Source organism: Leeuwenhoekiella sp. ZYFB001 (assembly GCF_011784865.1).
Lineage (GTDB): Bacteria > Bacteroidota > Bacteroidia > Flavobacteriales > Flavobacteriaceae > Leeuwenhoekiella > Leeuwenhoekiella palythoae.
Genome location: NZ_CP050460.1, coordinates 1,911,496 through 1,936,034, shown reverse-complemented (window position 1 = coordinate 1,936,034; position 24,539 = coordinate 1,911,496). Strand labels below are relative to the sequence as shown.

Sequence of the window (24,539 nt, the reverse complement as noted above, 5' to 3'; positions counted from 1 at the left end):
CACCGCCAAAGGGTTAAATACTCTGAGGCTTGCCTCGAAATTATAAATTTGTTTCCAACGAGTGCCGATTGGGCTTGCCTCATGGAAGTTTACTTGATTTGCAGTTCTTATTTAGATAGAGCTTCCATAAGTTTTGTTTTCTTATGACGACTCAACGGAATTTTATCACCTTCGATCTCGATATTTCTGCTATTGTATTTTTCTACCTTATCCATATTGATGATATACGATTTATGAATACGCATAAATCGATCTGCCGGAAGCTGCGCTTCAAAAGCTTTCATTGTAGAAAGAACAATAATGGGTTCATTGTAAGTTACTAATTTTACATAGTCACCTAACGCTTCGATAAATTTTAAATCATTAAGAAATACCTTTTTCTTCTTAAGATTACTCTTTACAAAAATATAATCATCATCCTCAACACTTCCTTCAGTTTTCAGCCGATGTAAATTAATGGCCTTGTGTACCGCATTTAAGAAACGATCTTTAGTAAGGGGTTTCCTTAGATAATCGATCGCATTGTAATTAAAGGCTTTGTAAGCATATTTGGTTTTTCCGGTAACAAAAATGATTTGTGGTTTATGAACCAAATCATCAAGAAGGTCAAAACCGGTAAGAATTGGCATTTCAATATCAAGAAAAATAAGGTCAACCTTAGTTTCTAATAAGCCATTCTTAGTTTCGATAGCGTTGTTGTATTGTGCAGCCAATCGTAAGTTGGGATGATCTTTGATCATTTTTACTATAGCTAGGCGTTGTAAACTAGAATCGTCAACAACCGCACAGTCTAAAATTAATTCTTCCAAAGGTAAAGTTTTGAGATAGCGTTAGTTTACCAAAACTACTTACAATAAATGTATTAACCAACTTTTTTGTGTAGTTCATCGATATTTTTTTCAATATTTGAGCAGCTATTTGAAAAATAATGAGTTGATAATCGATTTAATGGAAATCTGTTTTGTTGTGTGAGAAATTAAGGTTACTTTTGCACTCATTTTTTAATAAACTATTTTTATGAATCATTACGAAACTGTTTTCATCTTGAATCCCGTTTTATCTGATGACCAGGTAAAGGAAACAGTAAAGAAATTTGAAGATTTTCTTGTTTCAAACGGTGCCAAGATGATTTCTAAAGAAGATTGGGGGCTAAAAAAATTAGCTTACGCGATCCAGAACAAAAAGAGTGGTTTTTATCACTTATTTGAATTTACGGTACCAGGAGAGGTTATCGCAAACTTTGAACTTGAGTTTAGACGTGACGAGCGTGTAATGCGTTTCTTAACAGTAAAGCTTGACAAATATGCGATCGAGTGGGCTGAAAAACGTAGAAAAAGAAACAAAGAAAAAGCGTAATTATGGCATCATCTATAGAGCAACAAGCAAAAGCTAAAAAAGATGGGGAAATCAGATATTTAACTCCGTTAAATATTGAGACCTCTAAGACAAAAAAATACTGTCGTTTTAAGCGTTCAGGTATTAAGTATGTAGATTATAAAGATGCAGATTGGTTAGCGTCTTTTGTAAACGAGCAAGGTAAACTGTTACCACGTCGTCTTACCGGTACTTCTTTAAAATACCAGCGTAAGGTAAGTGTGGCTGTTAAACGTGCGCGTCACTTAGCACTTATGCCATACGTAACAGATTTATATAAATAAAAACTAGATAAGAGATGGAAGTTATACTTAAGAAAGACGTCGATAATCTAGGATTTGTTGACGATTTAGTAACTGTTAAGAATGGTTACGGAAGAAATTATTTAATTCCTCAAGGGTATGCAGTGCTTGCAACTCCTTCTGCTAAAAAAGTTTTAGCTGAAAACTTAAAGCAGCGCGCATACAAAGAGAAGAAAATTGTTGATGCTGCTCAGGCACAAGCTGCTAAACTAGAAGGTTTAGAAGTTAAACTTACTGCAAAAGCAGGTGAGGCTGATAAACTTTTTGGTTCTATCACTGACGCAGATCTTTCTGAAGCTTTAGCTAAAGAAGGTGTTGAGATCGACAAAAAATACATCACTATCGCTGGTGGTAACATCAAGCGTTTAGGTCAGTACGAGGCAAGTCTTCGTTTTCACCGTGATGTAGTGAAGAATTTCACTTTTGACGTTGTAGCAGAGGCTTAAGCCTTTCTCAATAAAATTTAAAGCTTCCGTAATTTTGCGGAAGCTTTTTTTATTGGCACCGCTAAGGGTTTAATCCTTTTTGGCCTGCCTTGAAACTGAAAAATTCGTTTCTAAACAATACCTTTTTGGGTTTGCCCCAGAGGTAGTTTACTTCTAAAAACTCAGATTATGAAGTACATAAGACTTTCAAAAGAGCAATTAGATGAAATGCACCAGGAATTCATAAACTTTCTGGCAGCACAATCGATCACTGCTGAAGAGTGGGATAGTATCAAGAAAAATCAGCCGGAAACCGCTGAGCAAGAGCTTGATGTATTCAGCGATTTGATCTGGGAAGGTGTTTTGAGCAAGGTGGAATATCTTGAGCACTTTTCACCGCAGCACATGTTTTTGTTTAAAGTAGGTGAACTTAAAATAAGTATGATTTCAATCGAAGTTGAAAACAAAAGCATAGATATCACAACGCCTCAGGGTTATAAATGGCTGCAGGATAACTTTATGAAAGATGAAGTGAATCTATACAGCTCTAGTAAACTCTTATCAGACGATCGAAACAACGATATTTTTGTGCTCATTAGACAAGGAGCAAATATCACAAAAGGAGATTTGTACCGCTGGTTTGAGAAATTCGTTGAAGTAGAGTAGTTATTTCAGCGGCGAACATAAAAGGCATTTTGTAAATATTGGGCTGGGAGAATTGTTTCTTTATAGCTACCTATTGACAAAACACTTTATAAAAAAACCTGAAGTTTCAGCTTCAGGTTTTTTTATGGTTTAAAGTTACTCGTATCTCAAGGATTCAACCGGATCTAGTTTTGCTGCTTTCAATGCAGGGAAAAGTCCGGCGATAACTGCGACGAGCAGAGTTACTGCAGTAGCTGCCAGCATCGCCATCCACGGTGTGGTAAAATTAAAATTAGCCACAGTTGAAATTAAGATTCCTATACCAATACCGAGAATTATACCCAGAATTCCTCCAAATTGCCCAATCATAATTGTTTCCATTAAAAATTGCCCGGCAATGATCGATTTTTTGGCGCCTAGTGCCTTTCGTACTCCAATTTCGCGCGTGCGTTCAGTTACCGAAACCAGCATAATATTCATCAGAGCAATAGACGAACCTAAGATCGTGATCAAACTGATGACCCAGGCGGCGAGCGAGAGATATCCGCTGATCTCAGCGATTTGATTCAGTAAATCATCGCTTCGGCTGATACCAAAGTTATTTTCTTCTACAGGAGCAAGTTTTCTCAGGTTTCTAAACGTAATGATTGCTTCATCAAGAGCGCCTTCAAACATTTCTTTATCATCTACTTTTACACTTAAAGCGTAGTTAATATTAGCTTGTGTAAATAGCGATCGCGCTACCTGAATTGGAATGATCACGCGTAAATCCTGATTGTTACCAAAGGTCGAACCCTTTTCTTCCAGAACACCAATCACCTTAAATTTAGCGCCACGAATACTTATCGTTTGACCTATAGGATTTACATTTTTAAGCAGACCGTTTTTAAAATCACTTCCCAGAACACATACATTATTGTTATTCTTAATGTCAAAAAGTGTAAAGTTTCGGCCTAGATCCAGTTCGAGTCCGGCATTGTCCAAAAAGTTTTCATTAGCACCTAAAACGGTAACTTCAGGATCTGTATCCAGATTTTCATATTTAACTTCCGCAGAAGAAGTTCCGGTAAAAGAAACCGAAACTTGCGTGAACGGATAGGTGTAGCGGTCTTCAAAATCACGCACTTCCGTATAGCGTATCACCGGATTTACTTTCTGTTTTTCACCACTACCTTGACTACGCGTGGTACGGTCGTAGCGCTGAATATTAAAAGTATTGGCTCCCATTGAAGAAAAATCACTACTAATTGTGTTTTCAAGAGCTTTTACGAGACTTAAAATGGCTACTAGTGCTGTGATACCAATTGCTATAATTACTACTGTAAGAATCGTTCTTAGTAATTGGCTGCGAATAGAATCGTATGCGATACGAATATTTTCTCTAAAGAGTGAGAACATAGATTTACCGGTTTGAACCAATAGGTCTACTATTGTTTAAAATTGTTACTGTTTTATAAAATTAAGCCTTACAAACCCTCAATTTTTAAGATATTTGCAGGCGCTAAAACGCGTTTAGCAAATTAATTTTACAAGCGTATACAATAATACACACAATGGCTCAAAAACCTAGTATCCCTAAAGGAACCCGCGATTTTTCACCTGAAGAAGTTTTAAGACGCAATTATATCATCAATACGTTGCGTACCAATTTTGAGCTTTTTGGTTTTCAACCTATTGAAACGCCATCCTTTGAAAATAGCAGTACGCTGATGGGAAAGTATGGCGATGAAGGAGATCGTCTTATTTTTAAGATTTTGAATAGTGGGGATTATTTGAACAAGATTGATGATGCCGTGTATACAGCAAAGGACAGTACAAAATTAACGGCTGAAATTTCAGAAAAAGCCTTACGTTACGATCTTACCGTGCCTTTTGCGCGTTATGTGGTGCAGCATCAAAACGAGATCGAATTTCCTTTTAAGCGTTATCAGATTCAGCCGGTTTGGCGTGCAGATCGTCCTCAAAAGGGAAGGTTTAGAGAGTTTTTTCAGTGTGATGCTGATGCTGTGGGATCTGATTCGCTATTGCAGGAAGTGGCTTTTGTACAGTTGTATGATGCGGTTTTCACCGATTTAGGACTGAAAGGAACTACGGTTAAAATGAATAACCGCAAAATACTTTCTGGTCTTGCGGAAGCGATAGGTGCGGCTGATAAGCTGATCGATTTTACGGTGGCGCTAGATAAACTCGACAAAATAGGTGAGGAGGGCGTTGTCAAAGAGATGTTGGCTAAAGGAATTTCTGAAGAAGCCATTACCCGGGTTAAACCCATTTTTAACGTAGGCGGAAATTTTGCTGAAAAGCTGAATCTGCTAAAAGATTTGCTGGCAGATTCTCAGGTTGGTAAAGAAGGCATCGAAGAATTGGCATACATTAATGAGAAGATCGAAGCGCTCGGACTTGCAACAGTAACTCTTGATCTCGATGTGACTTTAGCACGTGGACTCAATTATTATACAGGAGCGATTTTTGAAGTTGCTGCACCCGAAGGTGTAAAAATGGGAAGCATTGGAGGTGGAGGCCGTTATGACGATCTTACCGGAATTTTTGGACTGAAGAATATGAGCGGAGTTGGGATCTCTTTTGGTTTGGATCGTATTTATTTGGTGCTTGAAGAACTCGGTCTTTTTCCGGAGCAAGCGATTAAAGGGACCAAATTATTGTTCATCAACTTTGGAGAAGCAGAATCGTTGTATTGTCTAAAAGCTGTTAAATCCTTGCGCGAAGCGGGAATTACTTCAGAATTATATCCTGATGCTGCTAAGATGAAAAAGCAAATGTCGCACGCAGACAAACGCAATATTCAATTTGTGGTTTTAGCAGGGACACAAGAAATGGAAGAAGGCGTTTATACTCTTAAGAATATGAAAACAGGTGATCAGACCCGAGTAGATCTCAACGGATTGATCAAAGCACTTGCTTAGATATAAATGCTAACAATAAAAAAATCCCGAATGTCTTCGGGATTTTTTTATGAACTCACCACAGGAAACAATACCCCGAGGCAGTTTATGTTTAATCAGTTTGTTTGTTAAGACTGCTCGATGGTTTTTGATTTGTAATCAAACAAGCCTTGCTCTTTAATCTGTTGCGCAATACCTTTTGGAAGCATGGCTTCCCATCCTTCTTCATTGTTTGCGATCATTTTAAGAACCTGTCGCGAAAATACATTCAGAATATCAGGATTATAATCTTCGATATCTACAACACGACCATTGTACTTAAAGAATTTGTACAACTCTTTCATTCGCGGATGTACTTTTAGATTTTCGCTTGTAAAGAATTCACCTGTTTCCGGATCGCGCATTGGATACAGATAAACACGTAAATCTTTAAAGAAAAGTTTACCAAAGGCTTCTAGAATACCTCCACTCAAATGGCGGTAGTATGACTCGTCAAAAATATCGATCAAGTTGTTTACACCCATCGCAAGACCCATACGCTCTTTAGTATAGCGTGAGAAGTACTCCACTAAACGATAATATTCTTGGAAATTTGAAATCATTACCGTGTGGCCCAGATTACATAATAATCGGGCTCTTGCCATAAAATCTTCTTCATCGATCTCACCTTCCGCCCGAAGGTTAGAAAGGGTGATTTCAAAAATCACTTCAGTATTGTCTTCTTTTACGCGATTTTCGCTTAAAAAGATTTCAAGCGATTTGCGATACATGTCTGTATTAACCTTGGTCACAGGTCTAAAGCTTCCGCGAAGCGCAAGAATATTTTTCTTGTAAAGAATTTTTGCAGCAAGGATATTGTTTCCGTCAGCACCAAACATTACAGCATCTGTAAAACCGTTTTTAACCAACTGCAAACTCATAAGACGGTTATCTACTTTAGAGAAAACCGGTCCCGAGAAGTTGATCATATCAATCTCGATCTGATCTTTATCAATATGGTCATATAAGTAGCGCAGGAGCTTTTTAGGCGAATCGTATTTGTAATAAGCGCCATAAATAAGGTTTACGCCTAGCGTACCTAAGGTAAGCTGCTGTAAACGTGCGTCAGTTTCGTGAAAACGTACGTGTAAAATTATCTCGTTAAATTCTGCCTGAGGTTCTACCTGATATTTTATACCTACCCAACCGTGACCTTTATATTTTTTTGCAAAATCAATAGTCGCTACGGTATTTGCGTACGTAAAATAGATTTTATTAGGATGCTTCTCGCGAGAGATTCTGTTTTCTAACAGGTTGGTTTCGTGCGCAAGCATCTTTTTTAGTCGGGCTTCTGTTACATAGCGATGATCTTGCTCTACACCATATACTGCATCACTAAAATCTTTGTCATAAGCAGACATCGCCTTCGCAATGGTACCGCTCGCGCCACCTGCTCTAAAAAAATGTCTTACGGTTTCTTGTCCTGCACCAATCTCGGCAAATGTACCGTAGATGTTTTCGTTGAGATTTATTCGCAGGGCTTTATTAGTTATCGACGGGATATTTTCAAACTCTTTATCACCTTGAATCGTGATCGGCATAGCGCTTATTTTTAGGGTGAGTATTGGTGGTTTCCTTTGCGGGTTAAAGGTAACAAAATGGTAGGGCTTACAAAAAATTAAGTGTAGTTTTGTGCTAAATTTCACAGGTTTGAGAATTACCTTTTTAGGCACAGGCACATCACAAGGAATCCCCATTATTGGGAGTACACACCCGGTTTGCAAGAGCAAAGACCCCCGAGACAAACGTTTGCGTGTGTCACTTTTAATAGAATTTGAAGGCGCAAATTATGTGATTGATTGCGGTCCAGATTTTAGACAACAAATGTTGACCCATAATGTAGATCATCTTGAAGCGTTATTGTTTACTCATGAGCACGCAGATCACACTGCGGGCCTTGATGATATTAGACCCTTTTTTTTCAGACAAGGAGATATACCGGTTTATGCGCATCAGCGGGTAATTGGCGAACTCAGAAAGCGTTTTGAATATATTTTTAAGACCGAGAACAGATATCCCGGTGCACCTGCTGTAGCACTATTTGAGGTTATCAACAATCAGCCATTCAGCATAAATAATTTACAGGTTGAGCCTATTAATGTGATGCACGGTAAACTTCAGGTTTTTGGCTATCGTTTTGGCTCTTTTGCGTATCTCACTGATGTCAAAACCATTGCAGCTGAAGAAAAACAAAAACTACGAGATCTTGATGTTTTGGTGGTAAATGCTTTGCGAGAGGAACCGCATTATTCGCATTTTAATCTAGAGGAAGCGCTTGCTTTTGTAGCCGAGATCAAACCAAAACAAACTTATTTTACTCATATTAGTCATTTGCTGGGCTTTCACGCAGAGGTTGAAAAACAACTGCCTGACAATGTACATCTGGCTTATGACGGACTTCAATTAGAACTTTAAGCTATGCGCAGAAACATTTTTATGTATTTGTTTTTATTTACTGCTCTCTGGGTGGTATTTCAATATGTAAATTCTACTAAGGTATATGAGTCTCAAGAAAAGCATATCGCCAAATTAGAACAACAACTGGCTAAGGCTGATTCTTTGCAAGCGGTACGTGGGAATGGTGGCGAGCGTTATTTTAAGTTGAAAGGAAACGAGCAAGCTTATGATTATTTTGAACGCTTCGGTGTTGCTGTAGATGATCTTGAAGCCAAGATCGAAAGCGCGATCATCAGCAAAAATACCACCGAAGGAAACGCGTTAATTCCGTATGAGAATGCCACGGGAATTTTTCAGATCAACAGGGTAGAGGTCCTTAACCACAAATGGGTGATCGCCGACTTTAGCGATGGAAAACGCTGGGGCGAACTCATTCTTCTTTATTCTATTGATAAAGAAGGCAACATAACTTTTGAAACATTACAGAGCGTAATTTATCCTTAGTGTTGCAGTAACCAATCTTTAAGGTCAAAAAAGTTTTGTGGAGCGACACCGTGTCCTACAGGATATTCTTTCAAGTTAGATTCAATACCTAAAGTTGCTAAATATGGAGCGATCTTGCGCGCAGCTTCAACTGGAATTACCTGATCTACTGTGCCGTGTGAACTGAATACAGAAAGGTGCTTATAGGCGTTTACATCTGATTTTGGCGTTACAATCGCTTCGTTGACATATCCGCTTAAGCCAATCACATTTTTGATCTTTTCAGGGTAAGTAAGCGCTACTGCGTAACTCAAAATACAACCCTGGCTGAAGCCCAAAAGGGTCACATTTTCAGCGTCAAGGTGATAAGCATCGATGGCTTCGTCAATAAAAGTTTTGATCAATTCGCGCGAAGAAATAGCCTCTTCATCGTCAGACCATTTTCCGTCTGTAGCATCCCAGTGAATGGTGTACCACGCATTGCCATAAGGTTGCATTGCCATTGGCGCTTTTGCAGAGATCACAAAATATTCCTCGGGTAGCTTTGGAGCAAAAGAAAATAAATCCTGCTCGTTGCTTCCGTAGCCGTGTAACAGCAATAATAACGGAGGCTTTTCCGAAGTTTTTTTAGGTCTTTGTATAAGATGTTCTAATGAAAGTTGCGCCATATTATTCTATAAATCTAAACCACTTTTGATAGTATTTGCCCAGCAGTGGTACCGGTACGATGTTTCCTTGAATGGCATTTACAAAGCCATAACCCCAGAGGATAAATATGAAAATATAAAAACCGAAGGATGCCGGCCAGCTATTCAAGAACGAAACTAAAAATCCTAAAGCAAAGAAGGTTAGAAAAATCCCAAATGCTTGACGTATATGAAAACGCGCAAACGGATTTTTAGGTTCCATATTCATAAAAATAGCGATGATTGCGCCTAGCATGGTTAAGTATGCGACAATCGCTGAAGTTTTACCGTTTTTAATGTCTTCTGTTGTCATTTAAGAAGCTATAAATTGGTTATTTGATATAATTCCGTAAACTTTTCCTTTTAATTTAGCTCCTAAGAATGCTGTGTTTTTAGACTTAGAAAGAATATGCTCTTTGTCAAACACCGTAGTTCCTTTAGTCGTAAATAAACTGAGATTTGCCGGTTGACCGATTTCAATTTTTGATTTTACTTTGGTAAATCGTTCTTGAGCCGCGGTAAGTAATTTTACCGCTCTTTTTTCAGAAACTAATGTGAGTAAAGCACCCCAAGTAGCTTCTTGAGCAATAGTGCCAAATTTGGCGTGATCAAACTCCAGTTTTTTTAATTCAATATCAAGCGGATTATGATCACTGGTGACCATATCAATCGTACCGTCTTTGATTCCGGCAATGAGTGCTTGCCGATCAGTTTCTGTGCGTAATGGCGGAAGCACTTTATAGCGGGTGTCAAATTCATTAAGCATCGCCTCAGTGTAAAATAAATTTACAATAGCAACGCTACAGGTTACGTCAAGGCCTTTTGCTTTAGCTTCTTTAATAAGAGCAACACTTTGAGCGGTAGAAATGGTTGGGATGTGCAATTTACCACCGGTGTATTCTAAAATATATAAATCACGCGCCACCTGTATGTGTTCGGCCAAAGAAGGAATACCTTTTAAGCCAAGGCTAATAGCTGTTTCTCCTTCATTAGCAACACCTTTTATAATCAAATCATCTTCTTGCGGAAAAGACAAAACTAAACCATCAAATCCCTGAGCATATTGCAGCGCGATCTTGATAAGATTAGGATTGGATATCGCGTGCTGGTAATCACCAAACGCCACGGCTCCGGCTTGTTGCATGTCGTACAGTTCGGCGAGATCAACCCCGGAAGCATTTTTTGTGAGTGCGCCAATAGGATGCAAATTAACCGCATTACCGGCTGCTTTATTTTTTAGGAACGCCACCGAAGCATTGTTGTCAATGACTGGTGCGCTGTTAGCATTTACAGCGATAGAAGTAAAGCCACTCTTACCGGCAACTTTTAACGCATTGCTTATTGTTTCTCGTTCTTCAAAGCCTGGCTCACCAACGCTAACGCTGCTGTCAAACCAACCGGGAGAAACGCTTAAATTTTCAAACTGAAGCTCTTCTTCGTTATTTTTTGGGGTTAGATCGGTACCTATTTCAGTGATGATCCCGTTTTCAATTCTTAGATCTACTTGTTTTCCGTGATGTTCATTACTCTCATCCAGGAGGGTTGCCTTGGTGATACGTGCGTTCATTTAAACTTTTTTAGAAGAAGCATTTCGGCTAGAAATGCGAGCAGTGCAAAAATAACAAACCATTTGTAAAGTAAATTAAGATTTGTGTCTTGTTCTAGCTTATTAAATAGGTCTGGGATATTGGTTTCAAAATCTATATTTTCTGCAGTTATGGCTTCAAGCGGCCTTAAATTGCTTTCTGCTCTATCAAAATTGTACGCGACCATTGCCAGCGTATCTTGCTTGTATTTTACTGCGTAGAGTCCGTCGTTTTTAATTCCTTCTTGGGTGTCTATACTTACTTTGTCGCCTCGTCTTTGCTGAAGCGGAATAAACGCCTGCTCTTGCTGTTCTAGGGTGAGCACTGCATCGTCAGGCAAGGGTGTGGTTATGTCAAAAGTGTTTTTACTGCCAATGGAATAATACATCTGAGGAAGCTTTAAAGCTTCGGTAGCAATTTTATCAAATGTAGGCACGATGAGTTGACCATTGATGAAGTTGCTGTTGGTACTCGTTAAACTTCCTGTAAATAGATATAACCGATTATTTTCAGCCAAAAACGGGGCATTATTTTCTAAACTTAAAATCGCGTCTGTGGTAGCTATTGGGAAATAGGCTTTCACCTGATGGGTTTGTAAATTAGAAGACCTTCCTGTAAAAACATTTTGGTATAAAGGATGGTCATAATTGATCGTTGTGATGCGTTGTGGAGCTTCAATTTTTGATTGAAAACCAGCGAACCCGTAAGCGTTTAGGAGGCTGTTGTAGTTCGTCGCAGCGGCATTCATGTTAGGAATAAGCAACAAGGTGCCGCCGCTTTGGGTGTGTTTTTTTAAAGCATTGATCAGTGCTGTCGAAATGCGTTGCGGTTCATTTAGGATAATTAAATCCTGATCGTCGAGTATGCTGTATTCTAATTGATCTTCGGCAACATTGGTATAGGAAAACTGTGGTTCTTGATACAACCTACTCAGAAAAGTATCTTCCGCATTTGAAACGGCGAGCACCTTTAGCGGTTCTGTCGTATTTATACTGAAATAAAAATCATTATCAAACTTTAAATCCGGAGTTGTAATGCTCAGCTTTCCTTGAATAGCAGCCCCGGAAGTCAATTGAAACTGAATTTTTGAATGCTTTGAATTTTCAAAAGTGGCTGAACCCTTGGCTATCAGTTTTTCTTTATTAAATAATGAAACCGGTATGTCTTGGGTGATCGATGTGGTGCTTGCTAAAAAAACATCTAGCGAATACGCCGCACTAACCCGATTGAGGTGCAGACTGTCTATACTTATATTTTCTAGAGTAGTAGGCTCTAACAGTATGCGATGCTCTGTTTTGTGCAAAGAATCTAATTGAGAACTCCATCCTGTATCTTGAAAATCAGAAATAAGAATGCGTTGTCTGGAGCTTTCATCTCTGGTTGAAAATACGTTATTCAGACGCATTCGAAGGCTTTGAACATCAATGGTTTTCTGAGTAAAATCTAAGTCTAAGAGTTCGTTACGATCGGTCACAGGATTAAAATCACGCAACACGTCATCCCAAGTGACCAGTGTATAGCGCTCATCTTTATGCAGAGCAGCAAGAAGTTCTTGTTTAGCCTCGGTAAGTAAGTTGCCTTTTTTACCTGTAGCTTGCATACTGAAAGAATTATCAATAAAAATAACCGTTTCCTGAGGTTGTAACGCGCGCTCAGTATTTGGTATAAACGGTTCGGCGAAAGCAAAGATTAAAAAAGTAAGCGCAAGTAAACGCGTGCAGAGCACCAACCATTTTTTTAAGGTACTGCTTTTACGGGTGTTTTGAATTACGGTTTCAAGAAAAGCGACGTTAGTAAAAGGTGTTTTTTTGTAACGTCTAAGCTGGAATAAATGAATGAGAATAGGAATAAGTAGCAGAAAAAGCGCGTAAAGAATTTCAGGATTTTTAAACTGCATACAAGTTTACATTTCTCAGTAAACGAAAATACTGGTTTTAGAAATTATTACACCTTATTGAAGCGTTTTATTCTCTTAATTTTTTACTGCGGAAGTGTCATTCTCAGGACCTGCGATTTGAGTAGGGATATCTTGTTTTCTTGCAGAAAAGCTAAACGTACTTCCTTCTCCCTCCACCGAAGCTACACTGATGCGCCCGCCTAAGTTGGCGACAAGTTTTTTTACGGTAGATAAGCCAATCCCATTGCCGCGGTTTCCGTTTTTGTCTTTAGAAGCTACGATGGAAAAGAGTTCAAAAATTTTATCGATTTTATCCTGCGGAATCCCAATTCCATTATCGATGACTTCAAAACGATAAAAATCATTGTCTTCGGTAAAGGTCACTGTAATCTCAGGTTCTTCTTTATCGTTGTATTTGATACTGTTGCCTAAAAGATTGATAAAAATCTGATGCAAAGCAGCACGATTACAGGAGATGATATGATTGGCTTCCGGCAGATGAATAACGGTTTTATAATCGTGATTGAGCATATCTTCAACTTCCTCAAGAAGATCGTGAATGTCAAACGAGTCTCGCTGATCTATAGTTAAATTATCACTCTCATAGTGTTGCAAAATTCCGCTTATATACTCGCTTAGCGAAAAGGAGGAACTTTTAAGGTAGTTGAGGTAATCGAGCCCTTTTTCATCTAAAAGCTCTTTGTATTTTGCCTTGAGAATATCTGTGGTGGTGATAATATTCGCCAGAGGCATTTTCATATCGTGAGAAACCACTCCGGCAAATTCTTTAAGAAGGCTATTTTTTTTGAGAAGGTTTTTTTGAAGTGCCTTATTCTCAATATTCTGGCGACGGAGTTCAAAAAGATTAACGACTTGACTGGCCAAAGCGATCAATGTACTCACCTGATGCTCGTTGAGCGTACGGGGCTCGTGATCAAATACACAAAGAGTTCCTAAAGCGTGCCCGCCTTTATCCACCAGCGGAACACCCGCATAAAAAATGGCTTTCATAGGGCCGGTAACCAGCGGATTGTCTTTGAATCGGTCATCTTCGCGCGCGTCAGGAATGATAAAAATGGGATCGTGGGTTTGAATTGCGTGCGTACAAAATGAAATTTCACGCGGAGATTCGTTAAACGGAACTCCGTAATGCGATTTTAAAAAATTACGGTTGTAATCAAGCATAGTGATCAATGCAATGGGAGTGCCGCAGATATAGGAGGCGATCTGTGTGATATTATCGTAACTCTTCTCAGGCAGCGTACCCACCAGTTTGTAAGAGTCTACCGCCTTTTGTCGTTTCTTTTCGTCTATTTTCACTATGCTCATTGCTTATAAATATAAGCATTTAACTTAATTGAAAGTCCGTGTTAGGCACTTACTTTTTGAATCGTAAAGTCAAATGTAGCTCCTTCACCTTCGGTACTGCTCACACTTATAATTCCACCTAAAGAATGCACCAGATTACGCACTGTAGAAAGACCAATTCCGTTACCTTTTTTTCCTTTATTATCAGTTTCTGAAGCAATACTGAATAAGTCAAAAATAGAATCTAACTTATCTGCTGCAATGCCCTTACCGTTGTCGCTTATTTGTATGTAATAATAAGCGTGATCTTCAACACAGTTGATGGTAATAATACCGGTGTCTTTGTCGTTGTACTTTAGACTGTTTGTGATAAGATTCAGAAGAATCTGTTGTACTGCAGATTTACTGCTGTGCAGTTCAATGCCAGATTCGGGTAAATTTATAATGTAGTCTTCATTTATTTTAAGCAAATCAATAATCTCTTCCAGCAGATGGTGCAGATCAAATTTTTCTAAGTTTTTAACCTGAAGCTCTTCACTCTCATAATACGATAGCAAATTGTCAATATAGTCACTAAGCGAAAATGAGGATTGTTTTAAATAAGACAAGTAATCTATGCCTTGCGCATCAAGTTTAGGAGCGTATTTAGCCCGAAGAATATCAGTCGTGACAATCATATTAGCTAAAGGCATTTTCATGTCGTGCGAAACCGTTCCGGCAAACTTTTTTAATTGCTCATTTTTCTTTGTCAATAATTGTTCAACCTCTTGCAATTGCAAATTACTACGTCTAAGCTCAAAAAGGTTTTCAACTTGCAAGGCGAGATCTTTAAGTGCGCTTATTTGTGCTTCGGAAAGATTTCTAGGCTTATGATCAATAATGCACAACGTACCAATAGGGTTTCCTGTTTTTGATAAGAGCGGTACACCTGCATAAAAGATCACGGGATAATCTGAGGTTAATAAAGGATTTCCTTTAAAACGCTCGTCTAAGCGAGAATCAGGAATAATGGTGATCTCGCGAGGCTGAAGAATTGCGTGAGCACAAAATGAAATATCTCTAGCGGTGTCACAAAGATCCCAACCTATTTTTGCTTTAAACCATTGTTTGTCTGCATCAATTAACGAAACCAAAGCAATGGGCACTTCACAGATCGCAGCAGCCAAACGCGTTATCGTGTCGTAATTAGGATCAGGTTCGGTATGTAACAACGCCAACTGCCTCAACTCTGAAAGGCGAATTTGTTCATTAGCGGGTAGTGCTGGTTTCTGCATAAGTTGGTGGGTATTGTGCTCTTTAGCAACGGTCTAAAATACACTATTCTGATGAAAAAATCCAATCAGGAATATTGTTTATAAAAATAATTATAGTGTTCTAAAATAAATCTTTTTCAAAAGCGCTAAGTCCGAATAAGGCGAAATCATATTTTACAGGATCAATAGGGTCTAAGCGTCTTAATTGTTTGTCGAGTTCTGCCAAAGCGATCGCGTCGTTTTGCTTTCGTTTTAATAATCCTAATTGGCGCGCAACCCGCCCGGAGTGCACATCTAAGGGGCACGAAAGAAATGCAGGAGACAAACTTGACCAAATACCAAAATCTACTCCTGCGGTGTTAGGCCTTACCATCCAGCGTAGGAACATATTGATGCGTTTTGCGGCAGATTTTTTTAATGGATCGCTCACGTGCTTTAGCGTACGGGGCTCGTGTTCAACTTCAAAAAAATGCTTCTTAAAATGATGGATTGCAGTTTGCAGTTCGTTATTCATAACATAACTGCTAAAAATAGCTTCAAGACCGTAATGATTGGTGTAAACATGTCGGAGACCTTTAATAAAAGTGATCAAGTCGTTTCCATTAAAGGTGCGGTGTACAAAGTGCTGTAAACGCTCAAGATCCTGCTCAGTATGGTTCAATACAAAATCAAACGGACTGTTGTCTAATAATTCAACAAGGCTATTACCATTTTTAATTATGCTTTTACGATTACCCCAGGCAATTGTCGCCACAAGAAAGCCTATGATCTCTATATCTTCTTTTCTACTGAATTGATGCGGAATCTGTATTGGGTCTGTACCAATAAATTTAGGACTTTCGTAGAGTGCAGCTTTTTCGTCTAAAAATTCTTTGAGTTCGCTTTTCTTGAGTCTAAGAGATGATTTTGCCATCTACCATAGTAAGTTTGCGATCAGCCATTGCGGCAAGATCTTCGTTATGCGTTACGATTACAAAAGTTTGATTATAAGTGTCGCGCAGCTTAAAAAAGAGTTGGTGCAAATTTTCAGCAGATTCACTATCTAAATTACCAGAAGGTTCATCGGCTAGAATAAGTGCGGGCTCGTTTATTAAAGAACGCGCAACAGCCACCCGTTGTTGTTCACCTCCGGAGAGCGCTCCGGGCTTATGATGAATGCGATGGCTGAGACCTAGAAAACTTAATAATTCTTTCGCTTTAGCTTCTGCTGCCTCTTTACTTTTCTTTGCGATAAAAGCCGGAATACACACGTTTTCTAAAGCAGTGAATTCAGGTAGTAATTGATGAAACTGAAAAATAAACCCAATATTCAGATTACGGAATTTACTCAGCTCTTTTTCGTTGAGGTCAGCAATTTGCGTATCATTAATTTGGAGTGAAGTGTTTGCCTTTTTATCTGCACGGTCTAAGGTTCCTAGAATCTGAAGCAAGGTGGTTTTTCCGGCACCACTGGCACCAACTACTGAGACTACCTCACCATTTTCAATTAAAAGATCTACGCCTTTTAGGACCTGAACATCACCGTAAGATTTGAATATATTTTCAGCTTTTATCATAATATGTAAACTTGTGAGCTACGTAAGCCGGTGTTGAGGTTTACGACTACTTGCTTGCTTAAAATTATATATCGCTTTTAACTTTAAGCAATAAGATTCAAAGATACTACAGTATAAAAGATCTGCATCTTTGCACTTAAGATTTGTTTTTGTTTAATGATTTGAGCAAATGTATTAACAAAAGGTTAAACAGGGCTAGAGTTAAAAGGGAGATTATAAATTTGTTATGCTATGAAAGAAAATTTGATGAAAGCTACTTTCGCTAACGGTTGCTTTTGGTGTACCGAAGCAGTTTTTCAACGCTTTAAAGGGATTTATAATGTACAAAGTGGTTACACGGGAGGGACGATTAAAAATCCGCCGTATCGTGAAGTATGTCAAGGTAGAACCGGGCACGCTGAAGGAATTCAGTTTGATTATGATCCAGAGATCATCAGCTATCAAGAATTGCTAGAAGTGTTTTTTACCACACACGATCCTACCACTTTAAATAGACAAGGTAATGACGTAGGAACACAGTACCGAAGCGCGATTTTCTACCACAATGAAGAACAGCGCCAACATGCAGAGGATTATATTGCCTATCTTGATGAGCAAGCTGTTTTTGATGCAAAAATCGTAACCGAAGTTACCCCGGCAAAACCTTTTTATATCGCAGAAGAAGAGCATCACTCCTTTTACAATAAGCATACAGAACAAGGGTATTGTCAGTTTATAATCAATCCTAAAGTCAATAAAATAAAGAAGCTATACCAAGATAAATTACAAGAGGTGTATCTCTAAATAAAACAAGCATTTATGGCTCCCTATAGAAAATTTGAAGAATATAATATCAGTGTGCAAGATGATGTCAAAGATAGATACAAAGCGATCATTTCAGATCTTGGAGAAGACGTAAATCGAGAGGGCATTGTTAAAACTCCTGAACGTGCGGCCAAAGCTATGATGTATTTAACTAGCGGCTATGATATGGACGCTAGTGAAATTTTAAAAGGAGCTATGTTTAAGGAGGATTATAATGAAATGGTTATAGTAAAAAACATTGAGTTATATTCCCTTTGTGAGCACCATTTGTTACCCTTCTTTGGAAAGGCCCATATAGCTTACATTCCTAATGGTCATATCGTGGGCCTGAGTAAATTACCGCGCGTAGTAGATGTATTCTCGAGAAGATTGCAAGTTCAGGAGCGTCTCACGCACGATATTTTAGAATGTATCAATACCACCTTGAAGCCTCAGGGTGTTGCCGTGGTTATTGAAGCTTCACACATGTGTATGATGATGCGCGGGGTGCAGAAACAAAATTCTACCACGACAACATCAGGATTTAGAGGTCAATTTGAACATAATGAAACACGCAACGAGTTTTTAAAACTCATAGGTTCAGATCTTAGTTAGTTTGGCAGGTTATTTGCTCTATTAAAATTGATTACCAGAGATTTGACAACTGCGTTTAGGGTCAAATTTTTAACCCAATTTAAAATTGATAGTATGAGAACATTAAATTATAATTTGCTCTTCAAGGGTTTGTTTTTTGATGCTGTAGGAATGCTTACCATGGCAATACCGGTAGTTGGGCCCTTTTTAGATTTAGCTTGGGCACCCGTTGCTGCAAAACAAATGACTAAAATGTATCCCGGTAGAAATGGGAAATTTGCATCCATTCTAGTATTTATTGAGGAGCTATTACCTTTTACAGATATAATTCCATCATTTACATTGATGTGGATTTACACGTATCTTTTAAGTTCAGAACCTAAAAGAAATTTAAAAACGATTCCCATTAAAGTGAATCGATAAATAAAAAGAGCGACGTAATAACGTCGCTCTTTTTTTATGCGGATGAGTTGCGCTAAGATGCTTCCTCAATTTTTTCTTCCATCCATTTCACAGCTTCCTTCAGGTCGTCAAAAATTCCAAACGGATTGTGATAAAATTTACCTTCGATCTTAGCTATATCTTTACTTAGTTTTGAAAAAGGTACGATTGCAAAAGCTTTCAGAGATTCAACGGTGTTTAGTTGCGTATATATTAAAGGATTGATGCTGTAACTATGTTTTCTTACCGAAATATACCCAAAAGGCTTCCCGTCAAAGTGCTTTAAGCAAGCTTCTAGAAATGCTTTACGCTCTTTATCATCAAAATTTACACTAGGGTTTACATAACCCATAGCGATGTTCTTAGTGAATTCAATTACACCAATACCTAAATCAAGACGTTTTTCGATTTTCAAAATATATCCTCCTAATATTCAATAACTAAGCTATAAAAAAAAGCCGCTTAAGAGCGGCTTTTGAGAGTTAATGTTTCGACAATTTTTAGGACTGCGCAGAATTTTCAGTTTTTTCTATTGAAATGCTCAGTTCTTCTTTGCCATCTTCAAGATCCATAAAAATGCGATCTCCTTCATTAATATTTGAAGTGATGATTTCTTCAGCTAAAGCATCCTCAATGTACTTCTGAATTGCGCGCTTTAGAGGTCGGGCACCATACTCCTTGTCAAAACCTTTATCACTAATGAAGTCTTTAGCTTTGTCACTTAATTTTAAGTGATATCCAAGCGTTTCAATTCGCGCATATAGTTTTTTCAATTCGATATCAATGATCTGATGAATTTCTTTGCGATCAAGAGCATTGAACACAATTACGTCATCCACACGATTTAAAAATTCTGGAGCAAAAGCCTTCTTCAATGCTTGTTGAATAATGCCTTTTGCATTTTCTTCGGCTTGTTCCTTGCGGGCAGCGGTACCAAAACCTACACCTTGTCCAAAGTCTTTAAGTTTACGTGCTCCAATATTTGAAGTCATAATGATCACTGTGTTTCTAAAATCGATCTTGCGACCTAGAGAATCTGTAATATAACCATCATCAAGCACTTGAAGCAACATATTAAATACGTCAGGATGCGCTTTTTCGATCTCATCAAGAAGAATTACTGAATACGGTTTTCTTCGCACTTTCTCAGTCAACTGACCACCTTCTTCATAACCTACGTATCCCGGAGGTGCACCAATTAAGCGAGAAACAGCGAACTTCTCCATATACTCACTCATATCGATACGTACTAGAGAATCTTCGTTATCAAATAATTCTGTAGCAAGAATCTTAGCTAATTGTGTTTTACCCACACCTGTTTGACCAAGGAAGATAAAAGAACCAATTGGCTTCTGCGGATCTTTCAGACCTGCGCGGTTACGCTGTATTGCTTTTGCAACTTTAGCTACCGCATCATCTTGACCAATAACTTTAGATTTTATTGATTTTGGCAACTCGGCCAACTTGTTACTTTCGGTTTTAGCGATACGATTTACCGGAATTCCAGACATCATAGAAACCACATCAGCAACATTATCTTCAGTTACTGTTTCTCTATGTTGTTTAGAATCTTCTTCCCAGTTTTGCTGAGCAACGGCAAGTTCTTTTTCAAGATTTTTTTCATCATCTCTCAGCTTTGCTGCTTCTTCATATTTCTGCTTTTTAACCACAGAATTTTTGCGCTCACGTACTTCTTCTAACTGACGTTCTAGATCAAGAATCTTTTTAGGTACATCAATATTTACGATGTGTACACGAGATCCTGCTTCGTCTAAAGCATCAATAGCTTTGTCCGGAAGAAAACGATCAGTCATATATCTATTGGTAAGCGTAACACAAGCTTTTATCGCTTCGGGTGTATAAATTACATTATGATGATCCTCGTATTTATCCTTAATGTTATTTAGGATTTCAACAGTCTCATCAATATTTGTAGGCTCTACGATCACTTTCTGAAAACGACGCTCTAAAGCACCATCTTTCTCGATATACTGGCGATATTCATCAAGAGTAGTGGCACCAATGCATTGAATTTCTCCACGTGCAAGAGCCGGTTTAAACATATTACTCGCGTCTAAAGATCCTGTTGCGCCACCGGCACCTACAATGGTATGGATCTCATCGATGAATAAAATTATATCAGAATTCTTTTCTAATTCATTCATTACGGCTTTCATACGCTCTTCAAACTGACCGCGGTATTTAGTACCAGCAACTAAGCTTGCAAGATCTAATGTAACCACGCGTTTATCAAAAAGTATACGAGAAACCTTACGTTTTACAATACGTAGCGCAAGTCCTTCAGCAATTGCTGATTTACCCACACCAGGCTCACCAATAAGCAGCGGATTGTTTTTCTTACGTCTACTCAAAATTTGAGAAACACGTTCTATTTCTTTTTCTCGACCCACTACCGGATCGAGTTTATCTTCTTCAGCCATTGCGGTAAGATCACGACCGAAGTTATCCAAAACAGGAGTTTTAGATTTTTTATTTGATTTATTTCCGGGAGCATTAAATGGATTTTCTTTAGAAGATTCTGCTGTGCTGTCATCTTCGCTGAAAGATTCATTTTTAATTGGCTCTATATAATCGTCGTCGCTTGTCATCATAAGTTTAAATTGATCTTTTACGTTGTCATAATCCACTTTGAGTTTGTTAAGCAACTTGGTTGTAGGATCATTCTCGTTGCGTAAAACACAAAGTAAAAGATGCGCCGTGTTAATAGAAGAACTCTGAAAAAGTTTAGCTTCTAAAAAAGTTGTTTTTAAAGCACGCTCTGCCTGTCTGGTAAGATGTAGATTTTTCTTTTCATTGCTGGCTAAACCAGAACCCGGATTTGCCGGACTAAGAATTTCAACTTTGCGCCTTAAGTGGCTTAAGTCTACATCTAACGCCTGTAAAATCTCGATGGCTTTGCCGCTTCCGTCACGCAATAAACCTAACATTAAATGTTCGGTTCCTATAAAATCGTGTCCTAAACGCAAAGCTTCTTCTTTACTATAGGCTATAACATCTTTAACTCGAGGGGAAAAATTATCATCCATAAACGCTCCAATCTTTTCTTAGGTTTTTGGTAATAATAAGTCAAAAACCGTTCCGTTGATTACTTTGTAAGTAAATTGACAAAATTACTTTCAAAGACACAATGGAAGTTAAGCATACTTATCAAAAACCAAAACTAATTTTTGTTAATAAAAAGCAGGATGGGATGCGGCGCCAAACGGCGAAAACAGACAAGAAAACCGTATATTGCCCCATACTGTTTAAACCACAATTAAAGATAAATATATATGGCTGAAGGAGAGAAGTTAATTCCTATCAACATTGAAGATGAAATGAAATCAGCCTACATTGATTATTCAATGTCGGTCATCGTGTCACGTGCATTACCTGATGTACGCGACGGTTTAAAACCTGTACATAGACGTGTTTTATTTGGAATGCACGAGCTGGGTGTTCGTTCAAATACCTCTCATAAAAAATCAGCGAGAATCGTTGGGGAAGTTTTAGGTAAATACCACCCGCACGGGGATTCTTCGGTTTACGATACTATGGTGCGTATGGCTCAGGAATGGAGCTTGCGTTATATGCTGGTTGATGGTCAAGGTAACTTTGGGTCTGTAGATGGTGATAGCCCTGCAGCAATGCGTTATACCGAAGCACGTATGCGCAAGATTTCTGAAGAAATGCTTGCAGATATTGATAAAGATACGGTTGATCATACCTTAAATTTTGACGATACTTTAAAAGAACCTACTGTTTTACCTACGCGTATTCCGGGGCTTTTAGTAAATGGAGCATCTGGTATTGCTGTAGGTATGGCTACAAATATGCCTCCGCACAACCTTACCGAAGTTGTTAATGGCACTGTTGCATACATCGAGAATAACGATATCGAGATAGACGAGTTGATGCAGCACATTACAGCACCAGATTTTCCTACCGGAGGAACGATCTATGGCTATGATGGTGTGCGCGAAGCTTTTAAAACGGGCCGTGGTCGTGTGGTATTAAGAGCTAAAGCAATCATCGAAGAGGTTAAAGGGAGAGAGTGTATCATCGTTAGCGAGATTCCATATCAGGTGAACAAAGCTGATATGATCAAGAAAACCGCTGATCTTGTCAACGAGAAGAAAATTGATGGAATCGCTTCTATACGTGATGAGTCGGACCGTAAGGGAATGCGTATTGTATACGTTTTGAAGCGTGATGCAATTCCTAACATCGTTTTAAACACGTTATATAAGTATACCGCGCTACAATCATCGTTTAGCGTAAACAATATCGCACTGGTTAACGGAAGACCAGAAATGCTGAATCTTAAAGATATGATTCATCATTTTGTGGAGCACCGTCACGAGGTAGTTGTTCGCCGTACCCAGTACGAATTAAAAAAGGCTGAAGACCGCGCGCATATTTTAGAAGGATTAATAATCGCATCAGATAATATAGATGAAGTTATTGCCCTGATTCGTGCTAGTAGTAATGCCGAAGAAGCTCGCGAAAAATTAATTGAGCGTTTTGAACTTACTGAAATTCAGGCGCGCGCCATCGTAGAAATGCGATTAAGACAGCTTACCGGTCTGGAGCAGGATAAACTACGTGAAGAATATGAGGAGCTCTTAAAAACCATTGAAGACTTAAAGGACATTCTTGCCCGCAAAGAGCGCAGAATGGATATTATTAAGGAAGAGCTTGAGGAAATTAAAGCCAAGTATGGTGATGACCGCCGTACTGATATTGATATTGCCGGTGGTGATGTTAGTATCACAGACCTTATTCCTGACGAGAAAGTAGTACTTACTATTTCTCACGCCGGTTATGTTAAGCGAACTTCTCTAATGGAATATAAAACCCAAAATAGAGGAGGAGTAGGTCAAAAAGGTTCTACCACGCGTAATGAGGATTTCTTAGAGCATCTGTTCGTAGGAACTAATCATCAGTATCTGATTTTCTTTACTGAAAAAGGAAAATGTTTCTGGGTGCGCGTTTTTGAAATTCCTGAAGGAAGCAAAACCTCAAAAGGACGTGCAATTCAAAACTTGATCAATATTGAGCCGGACGATAAAGTGAAAGCTTTTATCTGTACTAATGATTTAAAGGATGAAGAATACATCAACAGTCATTATGTCATTATGGCAACTAAAAAAGGACAGGTTAAGAAAACTTCATTAGAGCAATACTCGAGACCACGTACTAACGGGATTAATGCAATCACGATTAAAGATGGAGACGAATTGCTTGCTGCAAAATTAACTACAGGAGACAGCCAGGTGATGCTTGCGGTTAAATCTGGTAAAGCCATTCGCTTTGAAGAAGAGAAAACCAGACCTATGGGTAGAAATGCTTCAGGTGTGCGTGGCATAACTCTTGCAGATGATAATGATGAAGTGATAGGAATGGTTGCTGTAAACGATCCTGAGTCTAATGTTCTCGTAGTTTCTGAGAACGGTTATGGTAAGCGATCACTCGTAGAAGATTACCGTGTCACCAACCGTGGCGGTAAGGGAGTAAAGACTATATCTATTACAGAAAAGACCGGAAATCTCGTCGCGATCAATAACGTTACCGACGAAGATGATTTAATGATCATCAATAAATCTGGAATTGCCATCAGAATGGAAGTTTCAGAATTAAGAGTGATGGGCCGCGCAACTCAGGGAGTGCGCCTTATCAACCTTAAAAAAGGTGATACGATTGCAGCAGTGACCAAGGTAAAGAAAGATGAGGATGATATTGAAGATGAAGAGTTAGATGGAGTGGAAAGAGCAGCAGATGCATCTGAGTCTACCGAAGAACCAAAAAATAATAAACCTTCTTCTGATGAAGAAGAATAAATAAAGTCGAATATAAATTGAACAAAT

General features: G+C 38.6%; 24 protein-coding genes. 11 read left to right on the top strand and 13 right to left on the bottom strand.

What is annotated here, in order from left to right; all coding sequences use genetic code 11:
- Positions 1-107: 107 nt before the first annotated feature.
- Positions 108-809 carry a LytR/AlgR family response regulator transcription factor gene (locus HCN54_RS08495; protein ID WP_072979516.1) on the bottom strand — a complete coding sequence of 234 codons (702 nt, stop codon included), beginning with the start codon at positions 807-809 and terminating at the stop codon, positions 108-110.
- Positions 810-1,017: 208 nt separating this feature from the next.
- Between HCN54_RS08495 and rpsF the strand changes: the two genes are divergently transcribed.
- The 4 genes from rpsF (at position 1,018) to HCN54_RS08475 (ending at position 2,767) form a co-directional block, all read left to right on the top strand.
- The gene (gene rpsF / locus HCN54_RS08490) at positions 1,018-1,356 is read left to right on the top strand and encodes a 30S ribosomal protein S6 (protein ID WP_009780628.1); all 339 of its coding nucleotides are present in this window, start codon (positions 1,018-1,020) and stop codon (positions 1,354-1,356) included.
- Positions 1,357-1,358: 2 nt separating this feature from the next.
- Positions 1,359-1,658: a 30S ribosomal protein S18 gene (gene rpsR, locus HCN54_RS08485; protein ID WP_009780627.1), complete on the top strand. Its 300-nt coding sequence runs from the start codon at positions 1,359-1,361 to the stop codon at positions 1,656-1,658.
- A gap of 14 nt (positions 1,659-1,672) precedes the next feature.
- Positions 1,673-2,122 (top strand): 50S ribosomal protein L9, encoded by a 450-nt coding sequence (rplI, locus tag HCN54_RS08480; RefSeq protein ID WP_072979514.1) that lies wholly within the window; start codon positions 1,673-1,675, stop codon positions 2,120-2,122.
- Positions 2,123-2,290: 168 nt separating this feature from the next.
- Positions 2,291-2,767: a DUF6495 family protein gene (locus HCN54_RS08475; RefSeq protein ID WP_167597362.1), complete on the top strand. Its 477-nt coding sequence runs from the start codon at positions 2,291-2,293 to the stop codon at positions 2,765-2,767.
- Between the two features lie 135 nt (positions 2,768-2,902).
- Here HCN54_RS08475 and HCN54_RS08470 read toward each other — a convergent pair whose 3' ends face one another.
- Positions 2,903-4,144 (bottom strand): ABC transporter permease, encoded by a 1,242-nt coding sequence (locus HCN54_RS08470; RefSeq protein ID WP_072980429.1) that lies wholly within the window; start codon positions 4,142-4,144, stop codon positions 2,903-2,905.
- 155 nt (positions 4,145-4,299) lie between these two features.
- On the opposite strand from HCN54_RS08470, the gene hisS reads away from it, so the two are divergent.
- Entirely contained in the window at positions 4,300-5,670 is a 1,371-nt protein-coding gene (gene hisS, locus HCN54_RS08465) for a histidine--tRNA ligase (RefSeq protein ID WP_167597361.1), read from the top strand.
- 107 nt (positions 5,671-5,777) lie between these two features.
- On the opposite strand, the gene HCN54_RS08460 is transcribed toward hisS, so the two are convergent.
- Positions 5,778-7,229 carry a TonB-dependent receptor gene (locus tag HCN54_RS08460; protein ID WP_167597360.1) on the bottom strand — a complete coding sequence of 484 codons (1,452 nt, stop codon included), beginning with the start codon at positions 7,227-7,229 and terminating at the stop codon, positions 5,778-5,780.
- Between the two features lie 109 nt (positions 7,230-7,338).
- Between HCN54_RS08460 and HCN54_RS08455 the strand changes: the two genes are divergently transcribed.
- Entirely contained in the window at positions 7,339-8,103 is a 765-nt protein-coding gene (locus HCN54_RS08455; protein ID WP_167597359.1) for an MBL fold metallo-hydrolase, read from the top strand.
- Between the two features lie 3 nt (positions 8,104-8,106).
- Positions 8,107-8,589, top strand: coding sequence for a hypothetical protein (locus tag HCN54_RS08450; RefSeq protein WP_167597358.1), 483 nt, complete (start codon positions 8,107-8,109; stop codon positions 8,587-8,589).
- Here the strand turns inward: HCN54_RS08450 and HCN54_RS08445 are convergent.
- The 8 genes from HCN54_RS08445 to HCN54_RS08410 form a co-directional block, all read right to left on the bottom strand.
- Positions 8,586-9,236: an alpha/beta hydrolase gene (locus HCN54_RS08445; protein ID WP_167597357.1), complete on the bottom strand. Its 651-nt coding sequence runs from the start codon at positions 9,234-9,236 to the stop codon at positions 8,586-8,588. The two genes, HCN54_RS08450 and HCN54_RS08445, sit on opposite strands and share 4 nt — an antisense overlap.
- A gap of 1 nt (position 9,237) precedes the next feature.
- Complete coding sequence (locus tag HCN54_RS08440; protein WP_072979500.1) at positions 9,238-9,567, bottom strand: DUF4870 domain-containing protein; 330 nt, start codon at positions 9,565-9,567, stop codon at positions 9,238-9,240.
- Entirely contained in the window at positions 9,568-10,821 is a 1,254-nt protein-coding gene (locus HCN54_RS08435) for a dihydroorotase (RefSeq protein WP_167597356.1), read from the bottom strand.
- Positions 10,818-12,737: a vWA domain-containing protein gene (locus HCN54_RS08430; RefSeq protein WP_167597355.1), complete on the bottom strand. Its 1,920-nt coding sequence runs from the start codon at positions 12,735-12,737 to the stop codon at positions 10,818-10,820. Before HCN54_RS08430 ends, HCN54_RS08435 begins: the two co-directional genes overlap by 4 nt.
- A gap of 75 nt (positions 12,738-12,812) precedes the next feature.
- Positions 12,813-14,066, bottom strand: coding sequence for a sensor histidine kinase (locus HCN54_RS08425; protein ID WP_167597354.1), 1,254 nt, complete (start codon positions 14,064-14,066; stop codon positions 12,813-12,815).
- A 41-nt stretch (positions 14,067-14,107) separates the two neighbouring features.
- Positions 14,108-15,319: a sensor histidine kinase gene (locus tag HCN54_RS08420; protein ID WP_167597353.1), complete on the bottom strand. Its 1,212-nt coding sequence runs from the start codon at positions 15,317-15,319 to the stop codon at positions 14,108-14,110.
- A 100-nt stretch (positions 15,320-15,419) separates the two neighbouring features.
- On the bottom strand, positions 15,420-16,211 hold the full coding sequence (locus tag HCN54_RS08415; RefSeq protein ID WP_167597352.1) for a TIGR02757 family protein: 792 nt from the start codon (positions 16,209-16,211) through the stop codon (positions 15,420-15,422).
- A complete protein-coding gene (locus HCN54_RS08410; protein ID WP_167597351.1) occupies positions 16,192-16,854 on the bottom strand; it encodes an ABC transporter ATP-binding protein in 663 nt (220 codons plus the stop codon). Before HCN54_RS08410 ends, HCN54_RS08415 begins: the two co-directional genes overlap by 20 nt.
- 231 nt (positions 16,855-17,085) lie before the next feature.
- On the opposite strand from HCN54_RS08410, the gene msrA reads away from it, so the two are divergent.
- From msrA to HCN54_RS08395, 3 genes are all read left to right on the top strand, one after another.
- Complete coding sequence (gene msrA / locus HCN54_RS08405; RefSeq protein WP_167597350.1) at positions 17,086-17,637, top strand: peptide-methionine (S)-S-oxide reductase MsrA; 552 nt, start codon at positions 17,086-17,088, stop codon at positions 17,635-17,637.
- 15 nt (positions 17,638-17,652) lie between these two features.
- Complete coding sequence (folE, locus tag HCN54_RS08400) at positions 17,653-18,252, top strand: GTP cyclohydrolase I FolE (RefSeq protein WP_072979482.1); 600 nt, start codon at positions 17,653-17,655, stop codon at positions 18,250-18,252.
- Positions 18,253-18,345: 93 nt separating this feature from the next.
- A complete protein-coding gene (locus HCN54_RS08395) occupies positions 18,346-18,654 on the top strand; it encodes a hypothetical protein (protein ID WP_167597349.1) in 309 nt (102 codons plus the stop codon).
- Between the two features lie 52 nt (positions 18,655-18,706).
- Here the strand turns inward: HCN54_RS08395 and HCN54_RS08390 are convergent, their stop codons facing one another.
- Positions 18,707-19,087: a hypothetical protein gene (locus HCN54_RS08390; RefSeq protein ID WP_167597348.1), complete on the bottom strand. Its 381-nt coding sequence runs from the start codon at positions 19,085-19,087 to the stop codon at positions 18,707-18,709.
- 85 nt (positions 19,088-19,172) lie between these two features.
- Positions 19,173-21,719: an ATP-dependent Clp protease ATP-binding subunit gene (locus HCN54_RS08385; protein WP_167597347.1), complete on the bottom strand. Its 2,547-nt coding sequence runs from the start codon at positions 21,717-21,719 to the stop codon at positions 19,173-19,175.
- Between the two features lie 246 nt (positions 21,720-21,965).
- On the opposite strand from HCN54_RS08385, the gene gyrA reads away from it, so the two are divergent.
- On the top strand, positions 21,966-24,512 hold the full coding sequence (gene gyrA, locus HCN54_RS08380) for a DNA gyrase subunit A (protein ID WP_167597346.1): 2,547 nt from the start codon (positions 21,966-21,968) through the stop codon (positions 24,510-24,512).
- Positions 24,513-24,539 lie beyond the last annotated feature (27 nt).